The 20,934-nt window shown below is 62.1% G+C and carries 18 protein-coding genes; 14 read left to right on the top strand and 4 right to left on the bottom strand.

Translation table 11 applies throughout. The annotated features are described in order from the left end of the window. The first annotated feature begins 139 nt into the window (after window positions 1–139). The 10 genes from JP75_RS03835 to JP75_RS03790 all read left to right on the top strand — a co-directional run bounded on the left by JP75_RS03835 (window position 140) and on the right by JP75_RS03790 (window position 10,854). Window positions 140–457, top strand: coding sequence for a hypothetical protein (locus JP75_RS03835; protein ID WP_035079520.1), 318 nt, complete (start codon window positions 140–142; stop codon window positions 455–457). Window positions 458–513: 56 nt separating this feature from the next. Then, window positions 514–2,364 carry a DNA helicase RecQ gene (gene recQ, locus JP75_RS03830; RefSeq protein WP_035079518.1) on the top strand — a complete coding sequence of 617 codons (1,851 nt, stop codon included), beginning with the start codon at window positions 514–516 and terminating at the stop codon, window positions 2,362–2,364. A 1-nt stretch (window position 2,365) separates the two neighbouring features. After that, window positions 2,366–3,343, top strand: a complete 978-nt coding sequence (locus tag JP75_RS03825) for a heparan-alpha-glucosaminide N-acetyltransferase (RefSeq protein ID WP_160194633.1) — start codon at window positions 2,366–2,368, stop codon at window positions 3,341–3,343. Between the two features lie 55 nt (window positions 3,344–3,398). Beyond that, window positions 3,399–4,700: a hypothetical protein gene (locus JP75_RS03820; RefSeq protein ID WP_035079514.1), complete on the top strand. Its 1,302-nt coding sequence runs from the start codon at window positions 3,399–3,401 to the stop codon at window positions 4,698–4,700. A 212-nt stretch (window positions 4,701–4,912) separates the two neighbouring features. Beyond that, on the top strand, window positions 4,913–5,659 hold the full coding sequence (locus JP75_RS03815; RefSeq protein ID WP_035080171.1) for a sulfite exporter TauE/SafE family protein: 747 nt from the start codon (window positions 4,913–4,915) through the stop codon (window positions 5,657–5,659). Between the two features lie 241 nt (window positions 5,660–5,900). Continuing rightward, complete coding sequence (locus JP75_RS03810; protein ID WP_160194632.1) at window positions 5,901–6,812, top strand: LysR family transcriptional regulator; 912 nt, start codon at window positions 5,901–5,903, stop codon at window positions 6,810–6,812. Window positions 6,813–6,993: 181 nt separating this feature from the next. Then, on the top strand, window positions 6,994–7,917 hold the full coding sequence (locus tag JP75_RS03805; protein WP_035080167.1) for a siderophore ABC transporter substrate-binding protein: 924 nt from the start codon (window positions 6,994–6,996) through the stop codon (window positions 7,915–7,917). Between the two features lie 153 nt (window positions 7,918–8,070). Next, on the top strand, window positions 8,071–9,033 hold the full coding sequence (locus JP75_RS03800) for an ABC transporter permease (RefSeq protein ID WP_035079512.1): 963 nt from the start codon (window positions 8,071–8,073) through the stop codon (window positions 9,031–9,033). A 130-nt stretch (window positions 9,034–9,163) separates the two neighbouring features. Then, window positions 9,164–10,099: an iron chelate uptake ABC transporter family permease subunit gene (locus JP75_RS03795; protein ID WP_035079509.1), complete on the top strand. Its 936-nt coding sequence runs from the start codon at window positions 9,164–9,166 to the stop codon at window positions 10,097–10,099. After that, a complete protein-coding gene (locus JP75_RS03790; protein ID WP_035079506.1) occupies window positions 10,096–10,854 on the top strand; it encodes an iron ABC transporter ATP-binding protein in 759 nt (252 codons plus the stop codon). Before JP75_RS03795 ends, JP75_RS03790 begins: the two co-directional genes overlap by 4 nt. 17 nt (window positions 10,855–10,871) lie before the next feature. Here the strand turns inward: JP75_RS03790 and JP75_RS03785 are convergent, their stop codons facing one another. The 4 genes from JP75_RS03785 to JP75_RS03770 form a co-directional block, all read right to left on the bottom strand. After that, window positions 10,872–12,611: a PAS domain S-box protein gene (locus JP75_RS03785; RefSeq protein WP_051960304.1), complete on the bottom strand. Its 1,740-nt coding sequence runs from the start codon at window positions 12,609–12,611 to the stop codon at window positions 10,872–10,874. Between the two features lie 4 nt (window positions 12,612–12,615). After that, entirely contained in the window at window positions 12,616–13,449 is an 834-nt protein-coding gene (locus tag JP75_RS03780; protein ID WP_035079503.1) for a sugar phosphate isomerase/epimerase family protein, read from the bottom strand. Window positions 13,450–13,531: 82 nt separating this feature from the next. Continuing rightward, window positions 13,532–14,362, bottom strand: coding sequence for an amidohydrolase family protein (locus tag JP75_RS03775; protein ID WP_035079500.1), 831 nt, complete (start codon window positions 14,360–14,362; stop codon window positions 13,532–13,534). 147 nt (window positions 14,363–14,509) lie between these two features. Then, the gene (locus JP75_RS03770; RefSeq protein WP_035079497.1) at window positions 14,510–15,343 is read right to left on the bottom strand and encodes a MurR/RpiR family transcriptional regulator; all 834 of its coding nucleotides are present in this window, start codon (window positions 15,341–15,343) and stop codon (window positions 14,510–14,512) included. A 92-nt stretch (window positions 15,344–15,435) separates the two neighbouring features. Here JP75_RS03770 and JP75_RS03765 point away from each other — a divergent pair, with 92 nt between their 5' ends. The 4 genes from JP75_RS03765 to JP75_RS03750 all read left to right on the top strand — a co-directional run bounded on the left by JP75_RS03765 (window position 15,436) and on the right by JP75_RS03750 (window position 20,804). Then, the gene (locus JP75_RS03765) at window positions 15,436–16,206 is read left to right on the top strand and encodes an N-formylglutamate amidohydrolase (RefSeq protein ID WP_035079494.1); all 771 of its coding nucleotides are present in this window, start codon (window positions 15,436–15,438) and stop codon (window positions 16,204–16,206) included. A gap of 42 nt (window positions 16,207–16,248) precedes the next feature. After that, window positions 16,249–17,793: an amino acid permease gene (locus tag JP75_RS03760; RefSeq protein ID WP_035079490.1), complete on the top strand. Its 1,545-nt coding sequence runs from the start codon at window positions 16,249–16,251 to the stop codon at window positions 17,791–17,793. Between the two features lie 89 nt (window positions 17,794–17,882). Beyond that, window positions 17,883–19,241 carry a glutamine synthetase family protein gene (locus JP75_RS03755; RefSeq protein ID WP_035079487.1) on the top strand — a complete coding sequence of 453 codons (1,359 nt, stop codon included), beginning with the start codon at window positions 17,883–17,885 and terminating at the stop codon, window positions 19,239–19,241. Window positions 19,242–19,421: 180 nt separating this feature from the next. Then, complete coding sequence (locus JP75_RS03750; RefSeq protein ID WP_035079484.1) at window positions 19,422–20,804, top strand: aldehyde dehydrogenase family protein; 1,383 nt, start codon at window positions 19,422–19,424, stop codon at window positions 20,802–20,804. Window positions 20,805–20,934: the final 130 nt, after the last annotated feature.

Below are 20,934 nucleotides of genomic sequence, written 5' to 3'. Positions count from 1 at the left end.
AGGGTAGCGCGCGTCAACCGGACGCGGTGGTATGAGGAACGGGCAGGTTTTTCCGGTTTCCCGCCCGGCCAACGAAGTGGCAGCCGAGCCTCTGTCCCACCCGCGCTACGCCTTCGTGTTTTCACGAGAGGAGGCAGACATGCCCCAGGGCGATAAATCCGCTTACACCGACAAGCAGAAGCGCAAGGCGGCGGCCATCGAGGATGGCTACGAGAAAAAGGGCGTGGGCAAGGAAGAGGCCGAGCGCCGTGCTTGGGCCACGGTCAACAAAGATGATGGCGGCGGCAAGAAATCGGGCTCCGGTCGCGGCAAGGAGACGGGCCACCCGGCAGCGCACAAGGGCGGCGAAAAGGGTGGCAAGGCCTCGGCAAGCCGCTCCGCGGCCGAACGCTCGGCTTCTGCCAAGAAGGCGGCGGCGACGCGGAAACGCAATGCCGAGCACCACGCTCATCACTAGGTGATAGAAGTGATTGGTGTGTTGCGCCCGATTGAGTCGCGTGATTCAAGAGAGGCGTGCAAGCACTCGATTCATTTGACCTGTTTTCGCCGCACCGCGCCGAGCGGCCGACCCCGCTTGAGGTTTTGCGCGATATCTTTGGGCACAAGCAGTTTCGTGGCCAGCAGGACCAGGTGATCGATCAATTGGTCGCCGGCGGTGACGCCGTCGTGCTGTTCCCGACCGGTGCCGGCAAATCCATGTGCTTCCAGATCCCGGCCATCTGCCGGCAGGGCGTCGGCATCGTCGTGTCGCCGCTGATTGCGCTGATGCGCGATCAGGTTGAGGCGTTGAAGCAGGCGGGCGTGGCGGCGGCAGCGCTCAATTCCTCGCTGTCGCCGGAAGAGGCAAGTATCGTGCGCCGGCAGTTGCGGTCGGGGGAACTGGACCTTCTCTATGTGGCGCCGGAACGGGTGGCAACGCCGGGTTTTGCCAATATGCTTTCGGGCGTCGATATCGCGCTCTTTGCCATCGACGAGGCTCATTGCGTGAGCCAGTGGGGGCACGATTTCCGGCCGGAATATCGCGAGCTCATCCATCTCGTCGAACTGTTTCCCGGCGTGCCGCGCATCGCGCTGACGGCGACGGCGGACCCGACGACGCGCGAAGATATCATCGAGCGGCTGGGGCTCGAGCAGGCCAAGGTTTTTACGACCAGTTTCGACCGGCCGAACATTTCCTATTCCATCGTCGAGCGCGACAAGCCGCGCGAGCAGTTGCTGGATTTCCTCTCGGGCCACAAGGGCGAGAGCGGCATCGTCTATTGCCTCAGCCGCGCCAAGGTCGAGGACATGGCCGAGTATCTCTCGGGCAAGGGGATCAGGGCGCTGCCCTATCATGCGGGCATGTCGGCGGAGTTGCGGAGCGCCAACCAGGATGCGTTCCTCAAGGAAGAAGGTCTGTGCCTGGTCGCGACCGTGGCTTTCGGCATGGGCATCGACAAGCCGGATGTGCGCTATGTCGCGCATATGGATCTGCCGTCTTCGATTGAGGCCTATTACCAGGAGACCGGACGCGGCGGGCGCGACGGACAGCCGGCCGATGCCTGGATGAGCTATGGCATGGCCGATGTGGTGCAGCGCCGGCGCATGATCGACGAGGGCGGGGCGCCGGACGAGGTGAAACGCCTCGAACACGGCAAGCTCAATGCGCTCTTGGGCGTCTGCGAGACGGCGGAATGCCGGCGCAAGGCCATCCTCAATCATTTCGGCGAGGCGCATGCCGGCAATTGCGGCAATTGCGATACCTGCCGCTCACCCGTTGAAAGCTGGGACGGCACCGAGGCGGCGATCAAGGGTCTTGCCGCGATCTATCGCACCGGGCAGCGCTTTGGCGCGGCGCATGTGATCGATGTGCTGGTGGGCAAGGAGACCGAGAAGGTTCAGCGCTTTGGGCACCAGAACCAGCCGGTCTTCGGCCAGGGGCGAGAGCTTGATGCAAAATCCTGGCAATCGGTGCTGCGGCAATTGACGGCCATGGGGCTGATTGTCGTCGACCATGCCAATCACGGCGCCCTCACGCTGGGCGAGGCGGCGCGAGCCGTCTTCAAGCGCGAAAAAAGCGTGACCCTGAGGAAGGACCGGCCGAAGAAGGCCGTGGAAGTCCGTCGGCAGCTCACCAAGGCGGTCAACTTGCCGGAAAGCGCGCAGGGGCTTTTCGACGCCTTGCGCTCTGAACGGCTGAAAATTGCAAAGAGCCAGGGCGTGCCGCCCTATGTGATTTTCCACGATGCGACTTTGCGTGCCATGGCGCTGGCGCGGCCGACGCATCCGCATGACATGCTCAATCTGCCCGGCGTTGGGCAGGGCAAGCTCGACCGTTATGGCGAGGCCTTTCTGGCGGTGGTAATTGGCTATGCTGGAGCCTGAGGTGTCTCCGAGCAGTCGGCAGCGCCTGCCGGTTATCGACATTGCCCGCGGCGTCGCCATTCTGGCCATGGCGTTTTACCACCTCTGCTGGGACCTATGGTATTTTGGGTTCTTGCCGGCCGATGTGGGTTTCGACCCGCGCTGGGTGTTCTTTGCCCGCTCGATCCTTGCCAGTTTTTTGTTCCTCGTCGGTGTGGGCCTGGTGCTTGGGCATGGCGAGGGGATACGCTGGAAGAGTTTCTGGCGGCGCTGGCTTTTTGCCTTTGGTGGGGCAGTGGCGATCACCGTGGGCACGCTGATCGCCTTCCCGGAAAGCTTCGTCTATTTCGGGGTGCTGCATGCCATTGCGCTCTTCATGCTGATGGCGCTGCCGTTTCTCTTCGTGCCGGTGGTGGTCGTGGCGGTGGTGGCGCTGGCCTTCATCCTGCCGCCCTTCTTCTTTGCCAATATCCTCTTCGACGAGAAGATTTTCTCCTGGCTCGGCTTCTGGGTCGTGCCGCCCATTACCAATGATCTCGTGCCGGTCTTTCCCTGGTTCGGGGCGGTGCTGATTGGTGTCCTGGCGACGCGGCTCGGCAAGGTCGCGCTGCTGCCCAAACTGGCGACCATTCAGCCCAAGGGAAAAGTGCCGCGCGCCTTTGCCTTTCTGGGGCGCTGGAGCCTGCCCTTCTATTTGATCCACCAGCCCATCCTGTTGGCGGTGATCGTGCCGCTCTCCATGTTTTTGGGGACGCAGAACACTTTGCGCGAAGCCGACTTTTTGCGCTCGTGCCAATCGACGTGTGAAAGCGCCGGCACTTCGGCGGAGATGTGCACCACCTATTGCCAGTGCGGGCTCGAAGGGCTCGACGAGGACGATCTGTGGGACGCGGTCTATACCGGCGTGCTGAGCCCGGAGCAGCAGACAAAACTCGACGAAAACAACCGCCAGTGTTCGGCGCTGATCTATCCCGAACTGCTGGACGCTCCCGCGCAATAACAAATCTTCAGCCGCGGTTCAGGGCGCCATGGTATGGAGGGCGAGGAGATCCGCCATGCGCCACGCCGCTATTCTGCTCGCTTTGTTCGCTGCCACGCCCGCTCTGGGCGACGAGGTCAGAACTTTTATGGGCACGCTCAATGGGCGTGAGATTCTCGTTGAACTGACCGATGCCAAAAGCGGGCCGGTTGTGGGTCGATATACCTACAAAGATACCGGTGGCGACGTGCCGCTGCTCGCCGTTTCGCAGGAGGGCAATGCCTTTACGCTCCACGAGGAAGCGCCATGCGACGAAACCACCTGCCGGACCGATGACGCCGGCAATGCGGTCGATCCGCCGCTGGCTGCGGTCTGGACGCTGACCTATGACCCGGAAGAGTATATCGCGACGGGGACGCGCGCGGCGCTGGACGGCAAGGCTAAAACCGTCGATCTGACCCTCGAAGTGCTCGCCTGGCGCGACCTCGACCCGTCCGAGGTGCCAACGCCCTTTGGCCTCCACGATCGATCCGCCGCCCTCGGTTTCCAGGATGGCGCCGGACTCAACTGGAGCGCGGCGCCTTATGAAATGAGCCTCCTCGAAACGGCCTTTGAGGAGGGGCCGGAACAGACGCTCGGCGGCGCGAGCTTTCGCGATGTCGTGGATCCGCGCACGAAATTCGCCTTTCCGCGGGTGACGGGCTTTGCCGATGGTTCGCCGGTGGACAAGGTCAATGCCATTCTCGCCGAGCGGCATGGCCGCATGACCCTTGCAGCCTTCGATTGCCTGGCCTTCCGCTATGCCTCCTATGGCAAGGGCGAATATATGACCGGGACGGGCGGCACGCTGGGCGACTATGACGGCGAGCTGGTGACGCTGAGCTATGCCTCGCCAAGACTGGTGAGCTGGGTGCAATCGGGGAGCCTGTGGTGCACCGGGGCGCATCCCTATAATCACATCGACAGCTACAATTTTGACGTCGAGACCGGAAAGCCGATTGATCTCAAGACGGTGTTTTCCGCCTTCGTGCCGCGCCAATGGGGCGGGGCGGTCGATGAGGTGGCCGATGCCGAGGCGGTGGCGGCCAATCCCGATGCCTTCTTCTGGGGGCCGAATGCCGATCTCGTCGCCTATGTGCGGGACAATGTGCCCGCCGATCTCTTCGACGAGGGACTGGCGGAGGAGTGCCTGACGGACCAGGCCATCGTCGATCAACTCGATATACGCTTTGAAGCGGGGGATGCCGTGATGTTCACCCTGTCGGGCTTTCCGCATGCGATTTCGGTATGCAATGGCGACTTGTTTTCGGTGCGGATCGAGGCGTTGAAGCCGTTTTTGGCCAAGGGAATGGCGGAGTATTTTCCGGGGGTTTTGTAGTTAGGCCGTGACTCCCGCTACCCCCACCCTTGATCCCTCCCCACAAGGGGGAGGGAGACGATGGAACTGGGACGGTTGAGGCTTGCGCCTCCCTCCCCTTGATGGGGAGGGAACGAGGGTGGGGTGGTGGCGACCGCGGACGTTTGGTGCGGGCATGACCCCTTGCCCAAGCATTGCTGGCAAGACGGAAAATGCTCGGTCATGAAGATGTCATGTCCCCGCTGCTCCTCGCCGTCATTGCCCTAGCGACCTTCTGCACCTCGATCCTGTCGGGGATTTTCGGCATGGCGGGCGGCATGATCCTCCTCGCCGCGCTGATGACCGTGCTGCCGGTGGCGACGGCCATTGCCGTGCAGGGGGTGATCCAGCTCATTGCCAATGGCTCGCGCGCCATCTTTTCCCGCCAATATATCGACTGGCGTATTCTGGGCACCATTCTCCTCGGGCTGCTGGCGGCGGCGACGCTGCTGTTCATCGTGCGCTACACGCCCGATTTCGTCACCGTTTGTCTTGCCGTGGGGCTGATGCCGATCCTCGTCTGGATACCCAAGGACTGGCTGGCGCTCGATGCGAGCAAGCCCGTGCATGGCTTTCTCTGCGGCTTCTTCGGCTCCGGGCTCAATCTCGCCGTGGGCGTTGCCGGGCCGACCATCGACATCTTCTTCATCCGCACCGAAATGGACCGCCGCACCGTGATCGCCACCAAGGCGGCGGCGCAGGTGCTCTCGCATGGCGCAAAGATCGTCTTCTATGGCGCCATGGCCTCGGCCATGAGTGCGGGTGATTGGAGCATCGCTCTCATCGCCGCGCCCTTTGCGATTTTGGGCACCAATGTCGGCTACCGCGTGCTGCAGCGCCTGACCGACGACAATTTCCGCAAATGGACGCGCTGGATCGTCACCGGGATTGGGCTTTTTTATCTTGTCCGCGGTCTCTTGGCTCTGGCTGGCGGCCAATAACGCGATCTCAACGCGTCGTCATTGCCGGGCTTGTCCCGGCAATCCATCTCGCCTCCCCATGGACGACCGGACAAGCCGGTGGTGGCGAACCCGAGTGGATCGGGGATGGCAAGGCCGGTGAACCGCGCTTTGAGGTGGAACGGGGCCATCGCCCCCCGCTTACGCACAACAAATGCCCGAAAACCCGCAGAGCCATTTTGAACTCCCGCAATCGCCCTCTATGGTGCGCGGGGGAGACGACATGGCACCTTTCGATAGCGTAACCGCGCGGCTTATCCTGCTTTTGGCTGAAACCGGCTCCATTGGTCGCGCCGCCGAGCGCGAGGGCATTGCCTCTTCCGCCGTCAGCCGGCGTGTTTCCGATCTCGAGGCGCGGCTTGGCGTGGTGCTGTTCGACCGCTCGGCGCAGGGGGTCAAATTGACCAGTGCCGGGGAAGCCTATGCTGAAGGTTGCCGCACGGTTTTGCGCGCCATTGCCGATCTCGATGCCGTCATGGCCGAATTCGGCTCGGGCCTGCGGGGCAGTTTGCGGCTGGCTTCGACGGGATCGGCGCTGACCGGGCGCCTGCCGGAACTGCTGGCGCGCTACGCCAAAAAGTTTCCCGGCATCGAAATCGCCATCGCGGAAATGGGCGCCGCCAAGGCGCTGCTGGCGCTCGACGAGGGGCGGGCCGATGTGGCCATCGTTTCGGACAATTACGATTTTGCCCGCTTCGATATCAGGCCCTTCGAGGATGAGCGCGTTTGGGTTTTGGCGCCGCCCGATCATCCGCTGGCCAAGGAGATCGAGCCGCGCAAGGCCATCTCCTTCGATGCGGCGCTGCCCTATGCCATGGTCAGCGTGCACCATACCGGTTCGCTCGATCGCCTGCTGTCCGAAGCGGCGGCGGCCAAGGGCCAGAAACTGACCGAGACGCTGCGGGTGGAAAGTTTTCCGGCGCTGGTGCGCATGGTGGAAGCCGGCTTCGGCATTGGTTTCCTGCGCTCGACGAGCCTGCATCTGCTTGCCGGCACCGATCTCGTCTGTGCGCCTTTGGCCGAAAGCTGGGCCATGCGGCAATTGCTGGTGGCTCGCCGCAAGTCGAGCCCGCAATCGGCGGCAATGAAGAGCTTTATTGCGCTCTGTTCGGAAACCTACGCACCCTCCATTTGAAACGTTTTCGCCTGTGGGGCGCGTAAACCGCGCAGAACAGGACGATTCTGATCTGACAAAAGTCTGACTTCCTGCGTCATATTTTCCTTTGACTCACCCAAATGTGCTGGCTATGAACCTTGATAAGCGCTGTCAGGATTTCGGCGGCGTGTTCCTTGATGCAAACCGATTGGATCGTCCCGTGACATCGCTTTTCCGCACCACTGCATTCGCCGCGGCTCTTTTTGCCTCTGCCGCCGTGCTCACCCCCGTGGCTTTTGCCCAGGATAAGGTGATCACCCATGCCCAGGGTGAAACCACGCTTTCCGGTGTGCCGGCAAAGGTGCTGGTGCAGGATTGGGCCGTGTTCGACGATCTCAATGCGCTGGGCGTGACCGTTGCCGGCCTGCCGTCGTCCAATGCTCCAACTTATCTGGCGGACAAGATCCCGGCCGATGCGCTGCAGATCGGTTCGCTGTTCGAGCCCGATTTTGAAGGCATTGCCGCGGCTGAAGCCGATGTCTATTTCATCGCGGCCCGCTCGCGCGAAGCCATCGGCACCTCCAAGGATATTTTGCCCACCATCGACCTCTCGGTCGACAACGGCTCCATCGTCGATGGCGTCAAGAAGAACATGACCACGCTCGGCGACATCTTTGGCCTCGAAGCCAAGGCCAGCGAACTCAACGCTGCACTCGACGCCAAGGTCGCTGAAGTGAAGGCCGCAGCTGAAGGCAAGGGTAACGCACTGGTGCTCGTGACCAATGCCGGCAAGCTCGGCGTCTATGGCCCGGATTCGCGCGTCTCCTGGATCTACAACGAAGTGGGCATGCCCTCGGCGCTGGAAAATGTGAAGGATGGCGATCACGGCGGCGACTCCGTGTCGTTCGAATTCCTCCTCGAGGTGAACCCGGACTGGGTGTTCGTGGTCGACCGTGATGCCGGCACCGGTGAAAACGCCGGTGCTGCTGCCGCGCTGCTCGACAACGAGCTCTTCAACCAGACGACCGCCGCCAAGGAAGGCCATGTGGTCTATGTCGATCCGCAGGCTTCTTACATTTCCATGCACGGCTACCAGGGCGTGCTGCTGCTGCTCGACCAGGTGCTGGCTGGGCTGAATAGCTGACTTGAAGCTCGTTTACCCCCACCCTCATTCCCTCCCCACAAGGGGGAGGGAGGCGCAGGCTGAGATGCTTGTGTCCATCGTCTCCCTCCCCCTTGTGGGGAGGGATCAAGGGTGGGGGAGCGGCACTCACTGCCCCCTGCGTTAGGCCCCACCGTGCGCATTCTGCTTCTTGCCTTTCTCGCGACGCTCGTCCTGGCTTTCATCAGCCTCTTTGTCGGCGTCAGCGATGTGTCGCTGCCCGCTTTGCTGTCGGGCACGGCGGATGCGCGCGCCACGGAAATTTTCTTCATCAGCCGCGTGCCGCGCACCCTTGCCCTGATGCTGGCCGGCGCCTCCATGGCCATTGCCGGACTCGTCATGCAGATGGTCGTGCGCAATCGCTTCGTCGAACCCTCGACGGCGGGCACGAGTGAATCCGCGGCTCTGGGTTTTCTGGTTGTGACGCTGCTGGCGCCAGAATGGCCGCTCATGGCCAAGATGGCGGTGTCGGCGCTCTTTGCGCTGGGTGGCACGGCGCTGTTCCTGCGCATCCTGCGCGCGGTGCCGCTGCGCGATGTGCTGCTGGTGCCGCTGGTCGGCATCATGCTTGGCGGCGTCATCGGCGCGGTGAGCGCCTTCATCGCCTATCGCACCAATCTCATGGCCTCGCTGCTCGCCTGGAACATGGGTGATTTTTCGGGCGTCTTGCGCGGGCGCTATGAACTGCTCTGGCTTGGGCTGGCCGGGGGCATTCTTGCCTATATCGCGGCGGATCGCTTTACCGTTGCCGGCATGGGCAAGGATTTTACCACCAATCTCGGGCTCAACTATCGGCGCGTGATGGTTCTCGGCCTCGTCATCGTTTCCGTGGTCAGCGCCGTGGTACTGGTTTCGGTGGGCTCGATCCCGTTCCTCGGGCTGATCGTGCCCAATCTCGTCAGCTTGATCGTCGGCGACAACATGCGCCGCACCGTGCCTTGGGTGGCGGTGGGTGGGGCGGGTTTTGTTCTCGCCTGCGATATCGTCGGGCGCTTGATCCGCTTCCCCTATGAAATCCCGATCGCAGTGGTCATGGGCGTCGTGGGTAGCGCTGTTTTCCTCTATCTGCTGCTGAGGACGCCGCGTCATGCAGGGTGATTTCAGCTCCCGCGATGTCATCCCCGCGAAAGCGGGGACCTCTGTTTCCGCAAACGGGGGTTCCCGCTTTCGCGGGAATGACACCGAGCGGGGGGATGGCGCGGAGAGAAAGAGGTTTTCGCGGCCGGCGATGGTGCTCATTACGCTCACGGCCCTGGCGCTCCTCTCCATTGCCCTTTTCATGACGCTCGATGCCAAGGGAAGCTGGAGTTTCGTGCTCTCCTTCCGCGGCAAGAAACTGCTTTCGCTGGTGCTGGTCGCTTATGCGGTGGCCGTGTCCACCGTGCTGTTCCAGACCGTCACCAATAACCGAATCCTCACGCCCTCGATCATGGGGTTCGATGCGCTTTATGTGCTGATCAAGACGGCGGTCGTGTTCTTTTTCGGTGTTTCGGCATTGGTGTCGATCGATAGCCAGGTCCAGTTCGTCGTCGAACTGCTCGTCATGGTCGGGTTTTCGTTCCTGCTGTTCCGTTGGCTGTTTCTGGGCGAGGAGCGGAGCCTGCACCTCCTGGTGCTGGTCGGCATCGTCTTTGGCATCCTGTTCCGCAGTCTTTCCCAACTCATGCAGCGCATGCTCGATCCCGGCGCCTTCAACGTGTTGCAGGACACGCTCTTTGCCTCTTTTGCGACGACCGATCCGACCCTGCTTGGAATTGCGACTGTCATTGTCGCGATCACCAGTTTTGTTGGCTGGCGGCTGATGCACACCTATGACGTGCTCTCGCTGGGGCGGGCGCAGGCGATTAATCTTGGGGTGGATTACAAGCGCACCGTGGCAGTTATTCTGGTGCTGGTCGCCATTCTCGTGTCGGTCTCGACGGCGCTGGTTGGGCCCGTCACATTTTTCGGCCTGTTGGTCGCGACGCTGGCACATTCGCTGATCGGCAACTCAAAGCATCTTTATGTGCTGCCGGCTGCAGTGCTGCTTGGCGTCATTGCGCTCGTCGGTGGACAGACCCTGCTTGAGCGCGTCTTCGCCTTTGATACGGCCCTCTCGATCATCATCGAGTTTCTGGGCGGCCTCGTTTTCATTGTCCTGGTGCTGCGGAGATCGGCCCGATGATCATCACCTCCGATGTCAGCAAATCCTATGGCGAGAGCACGGTGGTGGACGGGGTATCGCTGAGCCTGCCCAGGGGCGGTATCACCTCTATCATCGGGCCTAATGGCGCTGGAAAGTCGACGCTGCTCTCGATGGTCAGCCGGTTGATGGCCATGGACAAGGGTTCGGTGACGGTGGATGGGCTCGATGTCAGCAAGACGCCGGGCGATGTCTTGGCGCGGCGGCTCTCGATCCTCAGGCAAGACAATCACATGACCGCGCGCCTGACGGTGCGCGATCTCGTCTCCTTCGGGCGCTATCCCTATTCCAAGGGACGGCTGACGACCGATGACAAGGTGCATATCGACGAGGCCATCGGCTATCTGGATCTCACCGCCCTGTCGGGTCGGTTTCTGGACGAGCTTTCGGGCGGGCAGCGGCAGCGGGCTTTTGTGGCCATGGTGCTGTGCCAGGACACGGACTATGTGCTGCTCGACGAGCCGCTCAACAATCTCGACATGAAGCATGCCATGGGCATGATGAAGCTCCTGCAGCGGGCGGCGAGCGAATTGGGCAAGACCGTCGTGCTGGTGCTGCACGATATCAATTTCGCCTCCTGGTACTCCACCCACATCGTCGCCATGAAGCATGGCAAGGTGGCGGCGCAGGGATCGGTGGACGAGATGATCCGGCCCGACGTGCTTTCATCCGTCTATGAAATGGATATCGCCGTGCACGAGATCGCCGGGCAGCGGATCAGCGTCTACTACGGCTGATCCCGGATCAGCCCCTTCTACGGCTGATCCATTGTCATCTCGGAGAAGCAAACGACCTGGCCGCGGCCGCCGGCCTTGGCGGCATAGCAGGCCGCATCCGCCTCGCCGAGATAGCCAAGGCCCGATTCCGAGCGCGACTTGATGGCGGTGACGCCGACGCTGGCGCCGATGCGATAGAGGCGGCCGTTCCAGGAAAAGGCGAGGGCGCCGATGGCCCTGACGATCTTTTCGGCAACCTTGCGGCCATTGGCGAGCGGGCAATCTTCGAGCAGCACGGCGAATTCGTCGCCGCCGAGCCGGGCGGCAAGATCGTGTCCGCGACAGGCGCCGCGAATGGTATCGGCCACTTGCTTGAGGAGCGCATCGCCCGCGGCGTGGCCGGCTGTGTCATTGACCGGCTTGAAGCGGTCGAGATCGACATAGAGCAGGCAATGCTGGCGCTGCCCATCGCGCGCCGACCCGATGGCGACGCTCAGCGCCCCATCGAAGGCAGCACGGTTGGGCAGGTCCGTCAGCACGTCGTGGCTGGCCGAATGGACAAGCTGGCGCTGCAAAGCCCGGCTCTGGGTAATGTCCTGGAAGACCAGCACCGCGCCGGACACTTTTCCATCGGGTGTAAAGACAGGCGAGGCAGAGCAGCGGATATCGCGCGCCTGGCCATCGCGCGACACCAGAACGACCTCGTCCTCCACCTCCATCGCCTCGCGATGGGTGAGGCAGGCCATGGCCGGGCAGGGGGCCGCCTCGTCGGAATGGGCATGGCGCAGGGGAAAGACGGTTTCGGCGAAGAGGCCCTTGGCCTCATCGGCGGAAAAGCCGGTAAAGCGTTCGGCGGCGGGATTGATGAAGGTCACCCTGCCCTGCGCATCGGTGGCGATCATGCCATCGGCAATGGCCTCCAGGGTGACGCGCAGACGTTCCTTTTCAGCCGCCAGTTCCTGCTCGATGGTCTTCAAATAGGTGATGTCGGTATCGGTGCCGATGGTGCGTAGGGGTTCGCCATTCTCGTCCCATTCGACGGGGCGGCCGCGGCTCAGAATCCAGATATAGCGTCCGTCGCGGGTCAGTTCGCGATATTCGAGCGCGTCAAAACTGTCGTCGCCCTGGTCCTGCCGATGCACATTGGCCATGACCTGGGAAAGGTCGTCAGGATGGATGCGCTGGAACCATTTCTGCTGGTCGCCATCCACCTCTTCATCGGCCGGAATGCCGCGCATCTTTCGCCACATGCGCGAATAGAACATCGTATCCCGGCGGATATCATGGTCCCAGACGCCCTGCCGCGCGCCTTCCAGCGCATGGTTCCAGCGGCTTTCCGAATAGGCGAGGGCCTCTTCGGCGCGCTTCTGCAATTCGATGCTGGTGACCTGCAGGATCAAGCAATCGGGATGACCGTCATCATCGCTCGAGAGCGCCCCGGCCAGCATGACCCAAATCGGGTGGCCATCGGCATGAAGGAGACGATGTTCGCCGCGATAATGGGCAGTTTCGCCCCGCGCGAGGCGCACCAGATGCTGCCGCGCCGCGCCGGCGTCGTCGGGGTGGATGAGGCCAAAGCCGTCGAGATCCTGGCCGCTTTCCATCCTGTGGCCGAGAAGGCGGGTAAAGGCGGGATTGAGATAGCGCACCGTGCCGTCGAGCCCGGTGACCAGCATGCCGACCGGCGCCACCTCGGCAAGGCGCGACAGCACCGGCACGGTGCGCTGGGTGCGCCGTGGCCGGGTGACGCGCCGTTGCGCTGTGCGCGCCAGACTCATGCGCTCAGACCTCGATGAGCGAGAGGATGAAATCGCGCTCGAGCGCGAGGCCCGCCCATTCATGCGGCTGGTCGGCATCGAAGATCAGCGTATAGGGGCCCTTGTAGCCGGCTTCTTCGGCCGCACCCACGCAGGCGCCATAATCGGCCTCGTCGAGCTGGCCATGGGCAAAGCTCGCCTTGGCGTGGCAGAGCTCGGCGCGAGCGAAGATCGAAGCGAGATCTTCGTATTTGCTGTCGCCGCCCCAATTGCCGAAATCGCCCAAAAGGCCAACCTGGCCTTCGAGCCGGTCGAGCACTTCGTGCACGGTTTCCGGGGTCGAGAGCAGGTCGAACCAGTTTTCAGTCACCAGCCGCACCGATGATCCGGCATTGCCGGCGGCGAGGCGTTTGAGGGCTGCGACGGAGTGGTCGATATTGGCCCTGGTGGGTTTTTGCTTGCCGGCAATGACGCGGGCATTTTCTGCACCAAGCTCATTGGCGACCTCGAGCCAGCCGGCAATCCAGGCTTCATCGCGCGCGCCGTGCTCGGGATGGGTGATGTCGCCGGCATCGATCAGCAGGGTTTGCAGGGTCACCTCGGCGCGGGCGAGCTGGTCTTTGAGCTCGGCGAGATAAATGGAATCGCGGCTGCGCATGTGGAAGGAGACGATTTCCACGCGGTGATAGCCGTGATTGGCCAGCACCGAAGGCAGGCCGAGCAAGGACTCGCTACCTTCGCCATATGTGTCTTCTCCGGCGCCGATGGCGGTGGTCGTCAGATCATGCGGATAGGTCGTGCCCAAAAGGCGATGCAACGACCAGGTGGAGACCGCGATGCGGTCAGCACTCTGGGCCATAAAGTCTCTCCCCAATTCCTCCGGCCGCAGAATCACATGTGCACGGAGGGGCTGCAATACAATTTGTTATATCTGTAACCGTTTAGCCGAGGCGATAGATGCGCTCGGCATTGCGATAAAACAGCTTTTCCTGATTTTCCTGCGTCTCGTCGGCAACGATTTCGCGCGCGGCTTCGACCCAGCTTGTGAGCGAGCCGGTGAGGGTCACGACCGGATGATCCGAACCCCAGACGACGCGATCCCAGCCAAAGCTGTCGATGACATGCTCGACATAGGGGCGGAGGGTTTCAGGGGTCCAATCCGGGTCGCAGTGGTTCACGATGCCAGAAACCTTGCCCATGACATTGGGGAGGGCGGCGATCTCGCGCAGGCTTTGCCGCCATGGATCAAGGCCGATGCTATTGATGTCGGGATTGCCGCAATGGTCGAGGATGAAGGTCACTTCCGGGGCTTTTTGCGCCAGCGCGACGCCCAGATGGAGTTGGTCGGCGCGGAGGCAGAGGTCGAAGGTGAGACCGTGTCGGGCGAGAAGGCGCAGATTGTCGGCGAAGAGTTGTGGCGCGCTGACATCATCGGGCACTTCGTGAAGAATGCGGCGCAGGCCTTTTACCCGGCCTTTGCCAACCGCGAGCAGCTTTTCGAGCTGGGCGGGAAAATCGGGATTTTCGGGACGGCAGGCGGCGATGGCGCCAATGATGCCGGGGAGGCCGAGGACGAATTCGGTCTCGGCCAAAATATCGGCCTCGGCGACATCGACCTCCATGTGGAGCGCCGCCTCGATGCCCAGCGGCTTGGCCTCGGCCCAATAGGCGTCCACACTCCACGGCTTGTTGATGGCCGGAGCATTGCCGAGCCAGGGATAGGAAAGCCGGTCGGGATAGATGAGGTGCAGGTGGGTGTCTACTATGCGCATGGTCGTCCTCCTCGGGTCTCCTAGCAGAAAAATGCATGCACAAACCACCGCGTCATTCCCACGAAAGCGGGAATCTCATTGTGCCGAAGGAGAGATTCCTGCTTTCGCGGGAATGACGCGGTGGATGGAAGAGGAATTCTAGGAGACTTACTCCCCTTCCAGCGCCCCAATGCGTTCGCTGGCGGTCTGCCAGCCCAGCTCCGTCACCCGCGCGATGATCGCTTCGACCAGGCCCAGCAGCACCGCATTGGCGTCCCAGGTGCGGCCGGTTTCTGTGCGGCAGGGGAGGCAATAGCGGGCGTGGCGGGCGATGGGGCTGAGCCATTCGTCGGTGATGAGGACGATATGGGCCTTGCGGCGCGAGAGGGTGCGCGCCACCTCCAGCATGGCCGGATCATAGCGGCGGACGTCGAAGAGGATCGCGAGATCGCCGGGTTTGACGTCGATGAGCTGGTCGGCACTGGTGGCCGGGCGTCCATCGAGGCGGCGAATGCCGGGGCGGATGAGGCGCAGGTGGGCTTCGAGATAGCCCGCGAGGAAATCGGTAAAACGGCCGCCGGCCAGGTGGCAATTGCGCTTGGTTTCGGTGAGGCGCCGGCAGACGGTTTCGAATTCGCCGGGTGAGATTAGCGCCGCCGACTCTTCCATGCGGTGGGCCGATTGGGCGAGGAAGGCCGAGAGATAGGGGGCTTCGCCCGAATGGTCTGCGGGCGTGGCGCCGCGCTGCAACGGCGATTTCGAGCGCTGCTCTAGCTCCTCGCGCAGGGCGCGCTGGAAATCGGGATAGGATTTGAAGCCCAATTGGGCGACGAAGCGCACAATGGTGGCGGCACTGACATCGGCACCTGCGGCGAACTCGGCGACGGGGGCAAGGCCGAGCAGCGGATAATTGCCCAAAAGCCCGCGCGCCGCCCGTCTCCCTGCTGACGTCAACTGCTCGTCGAGGTCGTGAATCCGTGCGGCGACGGTCTTGCCCTCCATTTCTCCTCCTGAACCCTGCGTTTCAATATTGACAGAAGTTTCGTTTGTGGAACTACTGTTACAGAAATTGATCGCTTGCCTATAGAGGGAATATGGACAGCGAGGCGCAAAAATCGGTTCTGGTGACCAATGCGCGGGGGGCGTCGCCCTTCGTCATTCTTTGCGACCATGCTTCCAACCGCATTCCCGAACGCTATGGCGATCTCGGACTGACGCCGAGCGAAAGGCTGAGCCATATCGCCTGGGATCCCGGTGCGCTGGCGGTGAGCCGGGTGCTCTCGGACCTGCTCGACGCGCCGCTGGTGGAATCCACCGTCTCGCGCCTTATCATCGACTGCAATCGCGCCCTCGATGCGCCGGACCTGATCTGGACGCTCTCCGAACGCACGCGCATTGCGGCCAATGAAAATATCACCCCCGAAGAACGGGACTATCGTATCGCCCAGTATCATCGACCCTTTCACGGCGCGATCGACATGCTGCTCGAAGCGCGCCGCCATGCGGGCGTCGAGACAATCGTGGTCTGCATGCATTCCTTTACCCCGGTCTTCCTCGGCAAGGCGCGGCCCTGGCCCATCGGTGTCATCCATGGGCGGGACGAGCGCTTTACCAAGGCTTTTCGCGATGCCATGGCGGCGGAGCGGCCGGACCTCAATATCGGCTGGAACGAGCCCTATGCCGCCCTCAATGGCGTGACCCTAACGCTTGAAAAGCACGGCGACGGGCGCGGGCTCGAAGCCACCATGATCGAAATTCGTAACGACGAAATTCTCTCGCCGGACGGGGTCAGCCAATGGGCTGGCCTTGTCGCGCGGAGCCTGCAGCACGCGCGCGAGGCGCGAAAACAGGCCCGGACGCATTAGGCGGGACACACAGGGTTCAGCATAACCAAGGGGACAGGGACCATGGCTGATACCAAGAAGGTGGGAAGTGTCGCTTACGCGACACGAGACAAGTCGTATTTCGAAAAGCGAGGGCTGCAGCGCTATGCGGGCATCTGGTCGCTTTGGGCGCTTGGCGTGGGCGCCGTGATTTCAGGCCATTTTTCCGGCTGGAATTTTGGCTTCATGACCGGCGGCTGGGGCGGCATGGTCGTGGCCGCCGCCATCATCGCCATCATGTATCTGGGCCTCGTTTCCTCGATCGCGGAAATGAGCCCGGCGCTGCCGCATACGGGCGCGGCCTATTCTTTCGCGCGTACGTCGATGGGGCCATGGGGCGGTTTCATCACGGGGCTCTTCGAGAACGTCGAATATGTGCTCACCCCGGCGGTGATCTGTACCTTTATCTCGGGCTATTTCGGCTCGATCACCGGGCTGGACACAGCTTATTACCCCATCCTCTGGGTGGTGTTCTTCATCATCTTCCTCGCGCTCAACATCTATGGCGTGGCGCTTTCCTATAAGGTGACGCTGGTCGTTACCCTGATTTCGCTGGCGGGCCTTGCCTTCTTCTGGGTCAGTGCCTTCCCCAATATCGATTTTGGCCGCTGGGCGCTCAATATCGGTGTCGGGCCCGAGGGTGGCGCCGTCGAATTGCCCGAGGGCAATGGATCGTGGTTCCCGTTTGGGTTTCAGGGCGTTTTAGCGACGCTGCCCTTCGCCGTCTGGCTCTTCCTTGCCATCGAGCAGGTGCCGCTGGCGGCTGAGGAATCCGTCGATCCCAAGCGGGATCTGCCGCGCGGTATTCTCCTCGGCTTCTGCACGCTGCTGCTTTCGGCCTTCCTCATTGTGCTGCTCAACCCCTCCATTCCGGGTGTCGGCAGCTTTGCGCTGGGGTCTTCGCTTGAACCGGCTCTGGACGGTATCCGCGCTATTTATGGCGATGCTGCTGCGCCGCTCTTCGGCATCGTGGCGCTGATCGGTCTTATCGCCTCGTTCCACACCATCCTTTATGCGCAGGGCCGCCAGGTCTATTCGCTGAGCCGCGCCGGCTATTTCCCGTCGGCTCTCTCGGTGACGCATGACAAGTACAAGACGCCGCATCTGGCGATGATTTCGGGCGCGACGCTCGGCCTCGTCGTCATGCTGGCGATCTGGTTCGTCAATGGTGGCGGCGGACCGGGCGAAACGCAGCTTGGCGACGACATCATCGGCTCGGTACTGCTCAATATGGCCGTGTTCGGCGCCATGCTGAGTTACATCATGCAGGCGCTGAGCTTCATCATCCTCAGGCGTAACCAGCCCAATATCGAGCGGCCGTTCCGCTCGCCGGTGGGCGTTCCGGGCGCGGTGCTGACCATCATCATCGCGGCGGTGACGCTGTTCTACCAGTTGCAGGACCCGAATTTTTACCGGGGCGTCATCTGGGTGATCCTCTGGTGTGCGGTGGGCGTGGTCTATTTCGCGCTCGTTGGCCGACACAAGCTGATCCTCTCGCCCGAAGAAGAGTTCGCGCTTGAGCATCGCGGCGATGCCGCCGTGGCCGCGGCGGTCGCGCCAAAGGCCTGACCATAAAAAAGGGGCGCCGCGGAGAACGGCGCCCCGACCCCATCGCGCACCAATGACGCGGCGGGCTGACAAATAGAGGGAACAAAAACGTGGGCTATTCGCTCGACACACTGCGCAAGGACGTCGCCGAAGGGCGGATAGATACGGTGCTCGTTGCCTTTCCCGATATGCAGGGGCGGCTGATCGGTAAGCGGTTTCAGGCCGAATTCTTCCTCGATGGCGCCATGGACGAGACCCATGGCTGCAATTATCTGCTCGCCGATGATATCGACATGGAGCCGGTGCCCGGCTATGCGGCCGCCAATTGGGGCAAGGGCTATGGCGACTTCGTCATGAAGCCTGATCTGTCCACATTGATGAAGTGTACCTGGCTGGAGGGCACGGCGCTGGTGCTGGCCGATCTCGTCGATCACCATCATCACGAGCCCATTCCGCATGCGCCGCGCAGCATTCTGAAAAAGCAGTTGGCGCGGCTGGAGGCCATGGGGCTTTCGGCCAATTTTGCCAGCGAGCTCGAATTCTATCTCTTCGACGAGACGTTCCGCTCGGCCCATGACAAGGGTTATCAGAACCTGACCGCCGCCGGCTATTACATCGAGGACTACCACATCTTCCAGACGACCAAGGAAGAAGGGGTGATGCGGGCGCTGCGCAATCAGCTGCACGCCTCCGGCATTCCGGTTGAAAATTCCAAGGGCGAATGGGGCCCGGGCCAGGAAGAGATCAATGTGCGCTATGCCGAGGCCCTAACCATGGCCGATCGGCATGTGGTCATCAAGAACGCCACCAAGGAAATCGCCTTCGGCCAGGGCAAGGCTGTCACCTTCATGGCCAAGTGGGCATACGACCTCGCCGGGTCTTCCGCGCACATTCACATGTCGCTGGCCAAGGACGGAAAAAATCAGTTTGTCGACAAGAAGGACGAACTGGGCATGTCGGCGCTGATGAAGCATTTTATGGCCGGACTGCTCACCTATGCCGGCGACATCACCTATTTCCTCGCGCCCTATATCAACTCTTATAAGCGCTTCCAGGTCGGCACTTTTGCGCCGACCAAGGCGATCTGGAGCAGCGATAATCGCACGGCGGGTTTTAGACTCTGCGGAGAAAACACTAGGGGTGTTCGCGTTGAGTGCCGGATTGGTGGCGCCGATCTCAATCCATACCTCGCCTTTGCGGCGTTGCTGGCTGCGGGGTTGAAGGGCATTGAAGACAAGCTGGTGCTGGAGCCTGCCTTTTCGGGCGATGCCTATTCGGGCGAAAAACTGCGCGAGGTGCACAAGACGCTGCGCGATGCGGTGGCAGCACTGCAGGGTTCAAAAATGCTCATCGAGGCTTTTGGGGCCGAGGTAGTGGAGCACTATGTGCACACGGGCAATTGGGAGCAGTTCGAATATGATCGCCGCGTGACCGACTGGGAGCGCAAACGCGGGTTCGAGCGGAGCTGAAGAGGTCCGTTTGCAGCAACACCCATCGTTCGCCGTCATTGCCGGGCTTGTCCCGGCAATCCATCTTGCCTCCGCATGGACTACCGGGACAAGCCCGGTAGTGACGAAGGAATGGGGGCAGCTGGTGGGCTCTCTCGAGAGCCACCCGGCAATGATACAAAGTTTGAACGGAATAAAAGCATGACCGAGACGGTCCAGATCATTTCTCCCGTGAACGGAAAAGTGTTTGCCGAGCGGCAGACGCTGGATGGCGCTGCTATCGCTGCGGCCGTGAGCCGGGCCAAGGCAGCGCAGCGGGCCTGGCGCACGGTAGCGGTGGCCGAACGCGTCGCGGCGGTGGGGCGCATGGTCGATGCCCTGCTTACAATGAACGACGAAATCGTGCCCGAACTCGCCTGGCAGATGGGCCGGCCGATCCGCTTTGGGGCGGAAAAGCGTGGGGTCGAGGAACGCAGCCGGCATATGCTCGATATTGCCGAGACGACCCTGGCGCCGTCGATGCGGCCTGCGAAAGAGGGTTTTGTGCGCTATATTTCGCATGAACCGCTGGGCGTGGTGCTGGTCATTGCGCCCTGGAATTATCCGTTTCTTACAGCGGTCAATTCCATCGTGCCGGCGCTGGTGGCGGGCAATGCGGTGCTGCTGAAACATGCGAGCCAGACGCTGCTGGCGGGCGAGCGCTTTTCGGCGGCGGCGAAGGCCGGAGGGTTGCCGGAGGGGATTTTCCAGAACCTTGTGCTCGGCCATGCGGATACGGAAAAACTGGTCGGCTCGGGCGAGATCGACCACATCAATTTCACCGGATCGGTGGAAGGCGGGCGGCGGATCGAGAGGGCAGCGGCCGGGACTTTTGCCACTTTGGGCCTTGAGCTCGGTGGCAAGGACCCTGCCTATGTCCGAGCCGATGCCAATCTCGATTTTGCCGCGGAAAACCTTGTCGACGGCAGCTTTTTCAATTCGGGGCAATCGTGCTGCGGGGTCGAGCGCATCTATGTGCATGCGGAGGTCTATGACGGCTTTGTCGAGCGCTTTGTCGAACAGGCGCGCGGCTGGACCCTGGGCGATCCGCTCGATCCTGCAACCATTGTCGGGCCCATGGCACGGGGCAGTTTTGCCGACCATGTGCGCGGGCAGACGGAAGAGGCCGTGCGCGGGGGCGCGAAGCGGCATCTCAACTGGGGCGATGCGCGCGATGTGGCGGGCTCGCCTTATCTGCCGCCGGAAGTGCTGACGGGCGTCAATCACCAGATGAGCGTCATGCGCGAGGAGAGCTTTGGGCCGGTCGTGGGCATCATGAAGGTATCAGACGACGCTGAGGCGATTACCTTGATGAACGACAGCCCCTATGGGCTGACGGCGTCGATCTGGACCGAGGACATCGCGGCGGCCGGGCGGATCGGCGGCGAGGTCGAGACCGGTACGGTTTTCGCCAATCGTTGCGACTATCTCGACCCTGCGCTCGTCTGGACCGGGGTGAAGGATACCGGCAAGGGCGGTGGCCTCAGCGAGATTGGCTACCACAATTTGACCCAGCCCAAGAGTTTTCATCTCCGGCGGGTCTAGTGCCAGGCCCTCGTGGTTCGAGGCACAAGTGAGGATTTCTCTCCGTTCTATCGTCACCACCGGGGCTTGTCCCGGTGGTCCATGCGGAGGTGAGATGGATTGCCGGGACAAGCCCGGCAATGACGACGGA

Origin of the sequence: Devosia riboflavina (assembly GCF_000743575.1) — a bacterium.
In the GTDB taxonomy this organism is placed as follows: domain Bacteria; phylum Pseudomonadota; class Alphaproteobacteria; order Rhizobiales; family Devosiaceae; genus Devosia; species Devosia riboflavina.
Note: the sequence above shows the minus strand (reverse complement) of the source record. Positions and strands in the feature narration are given on the sequence as shown.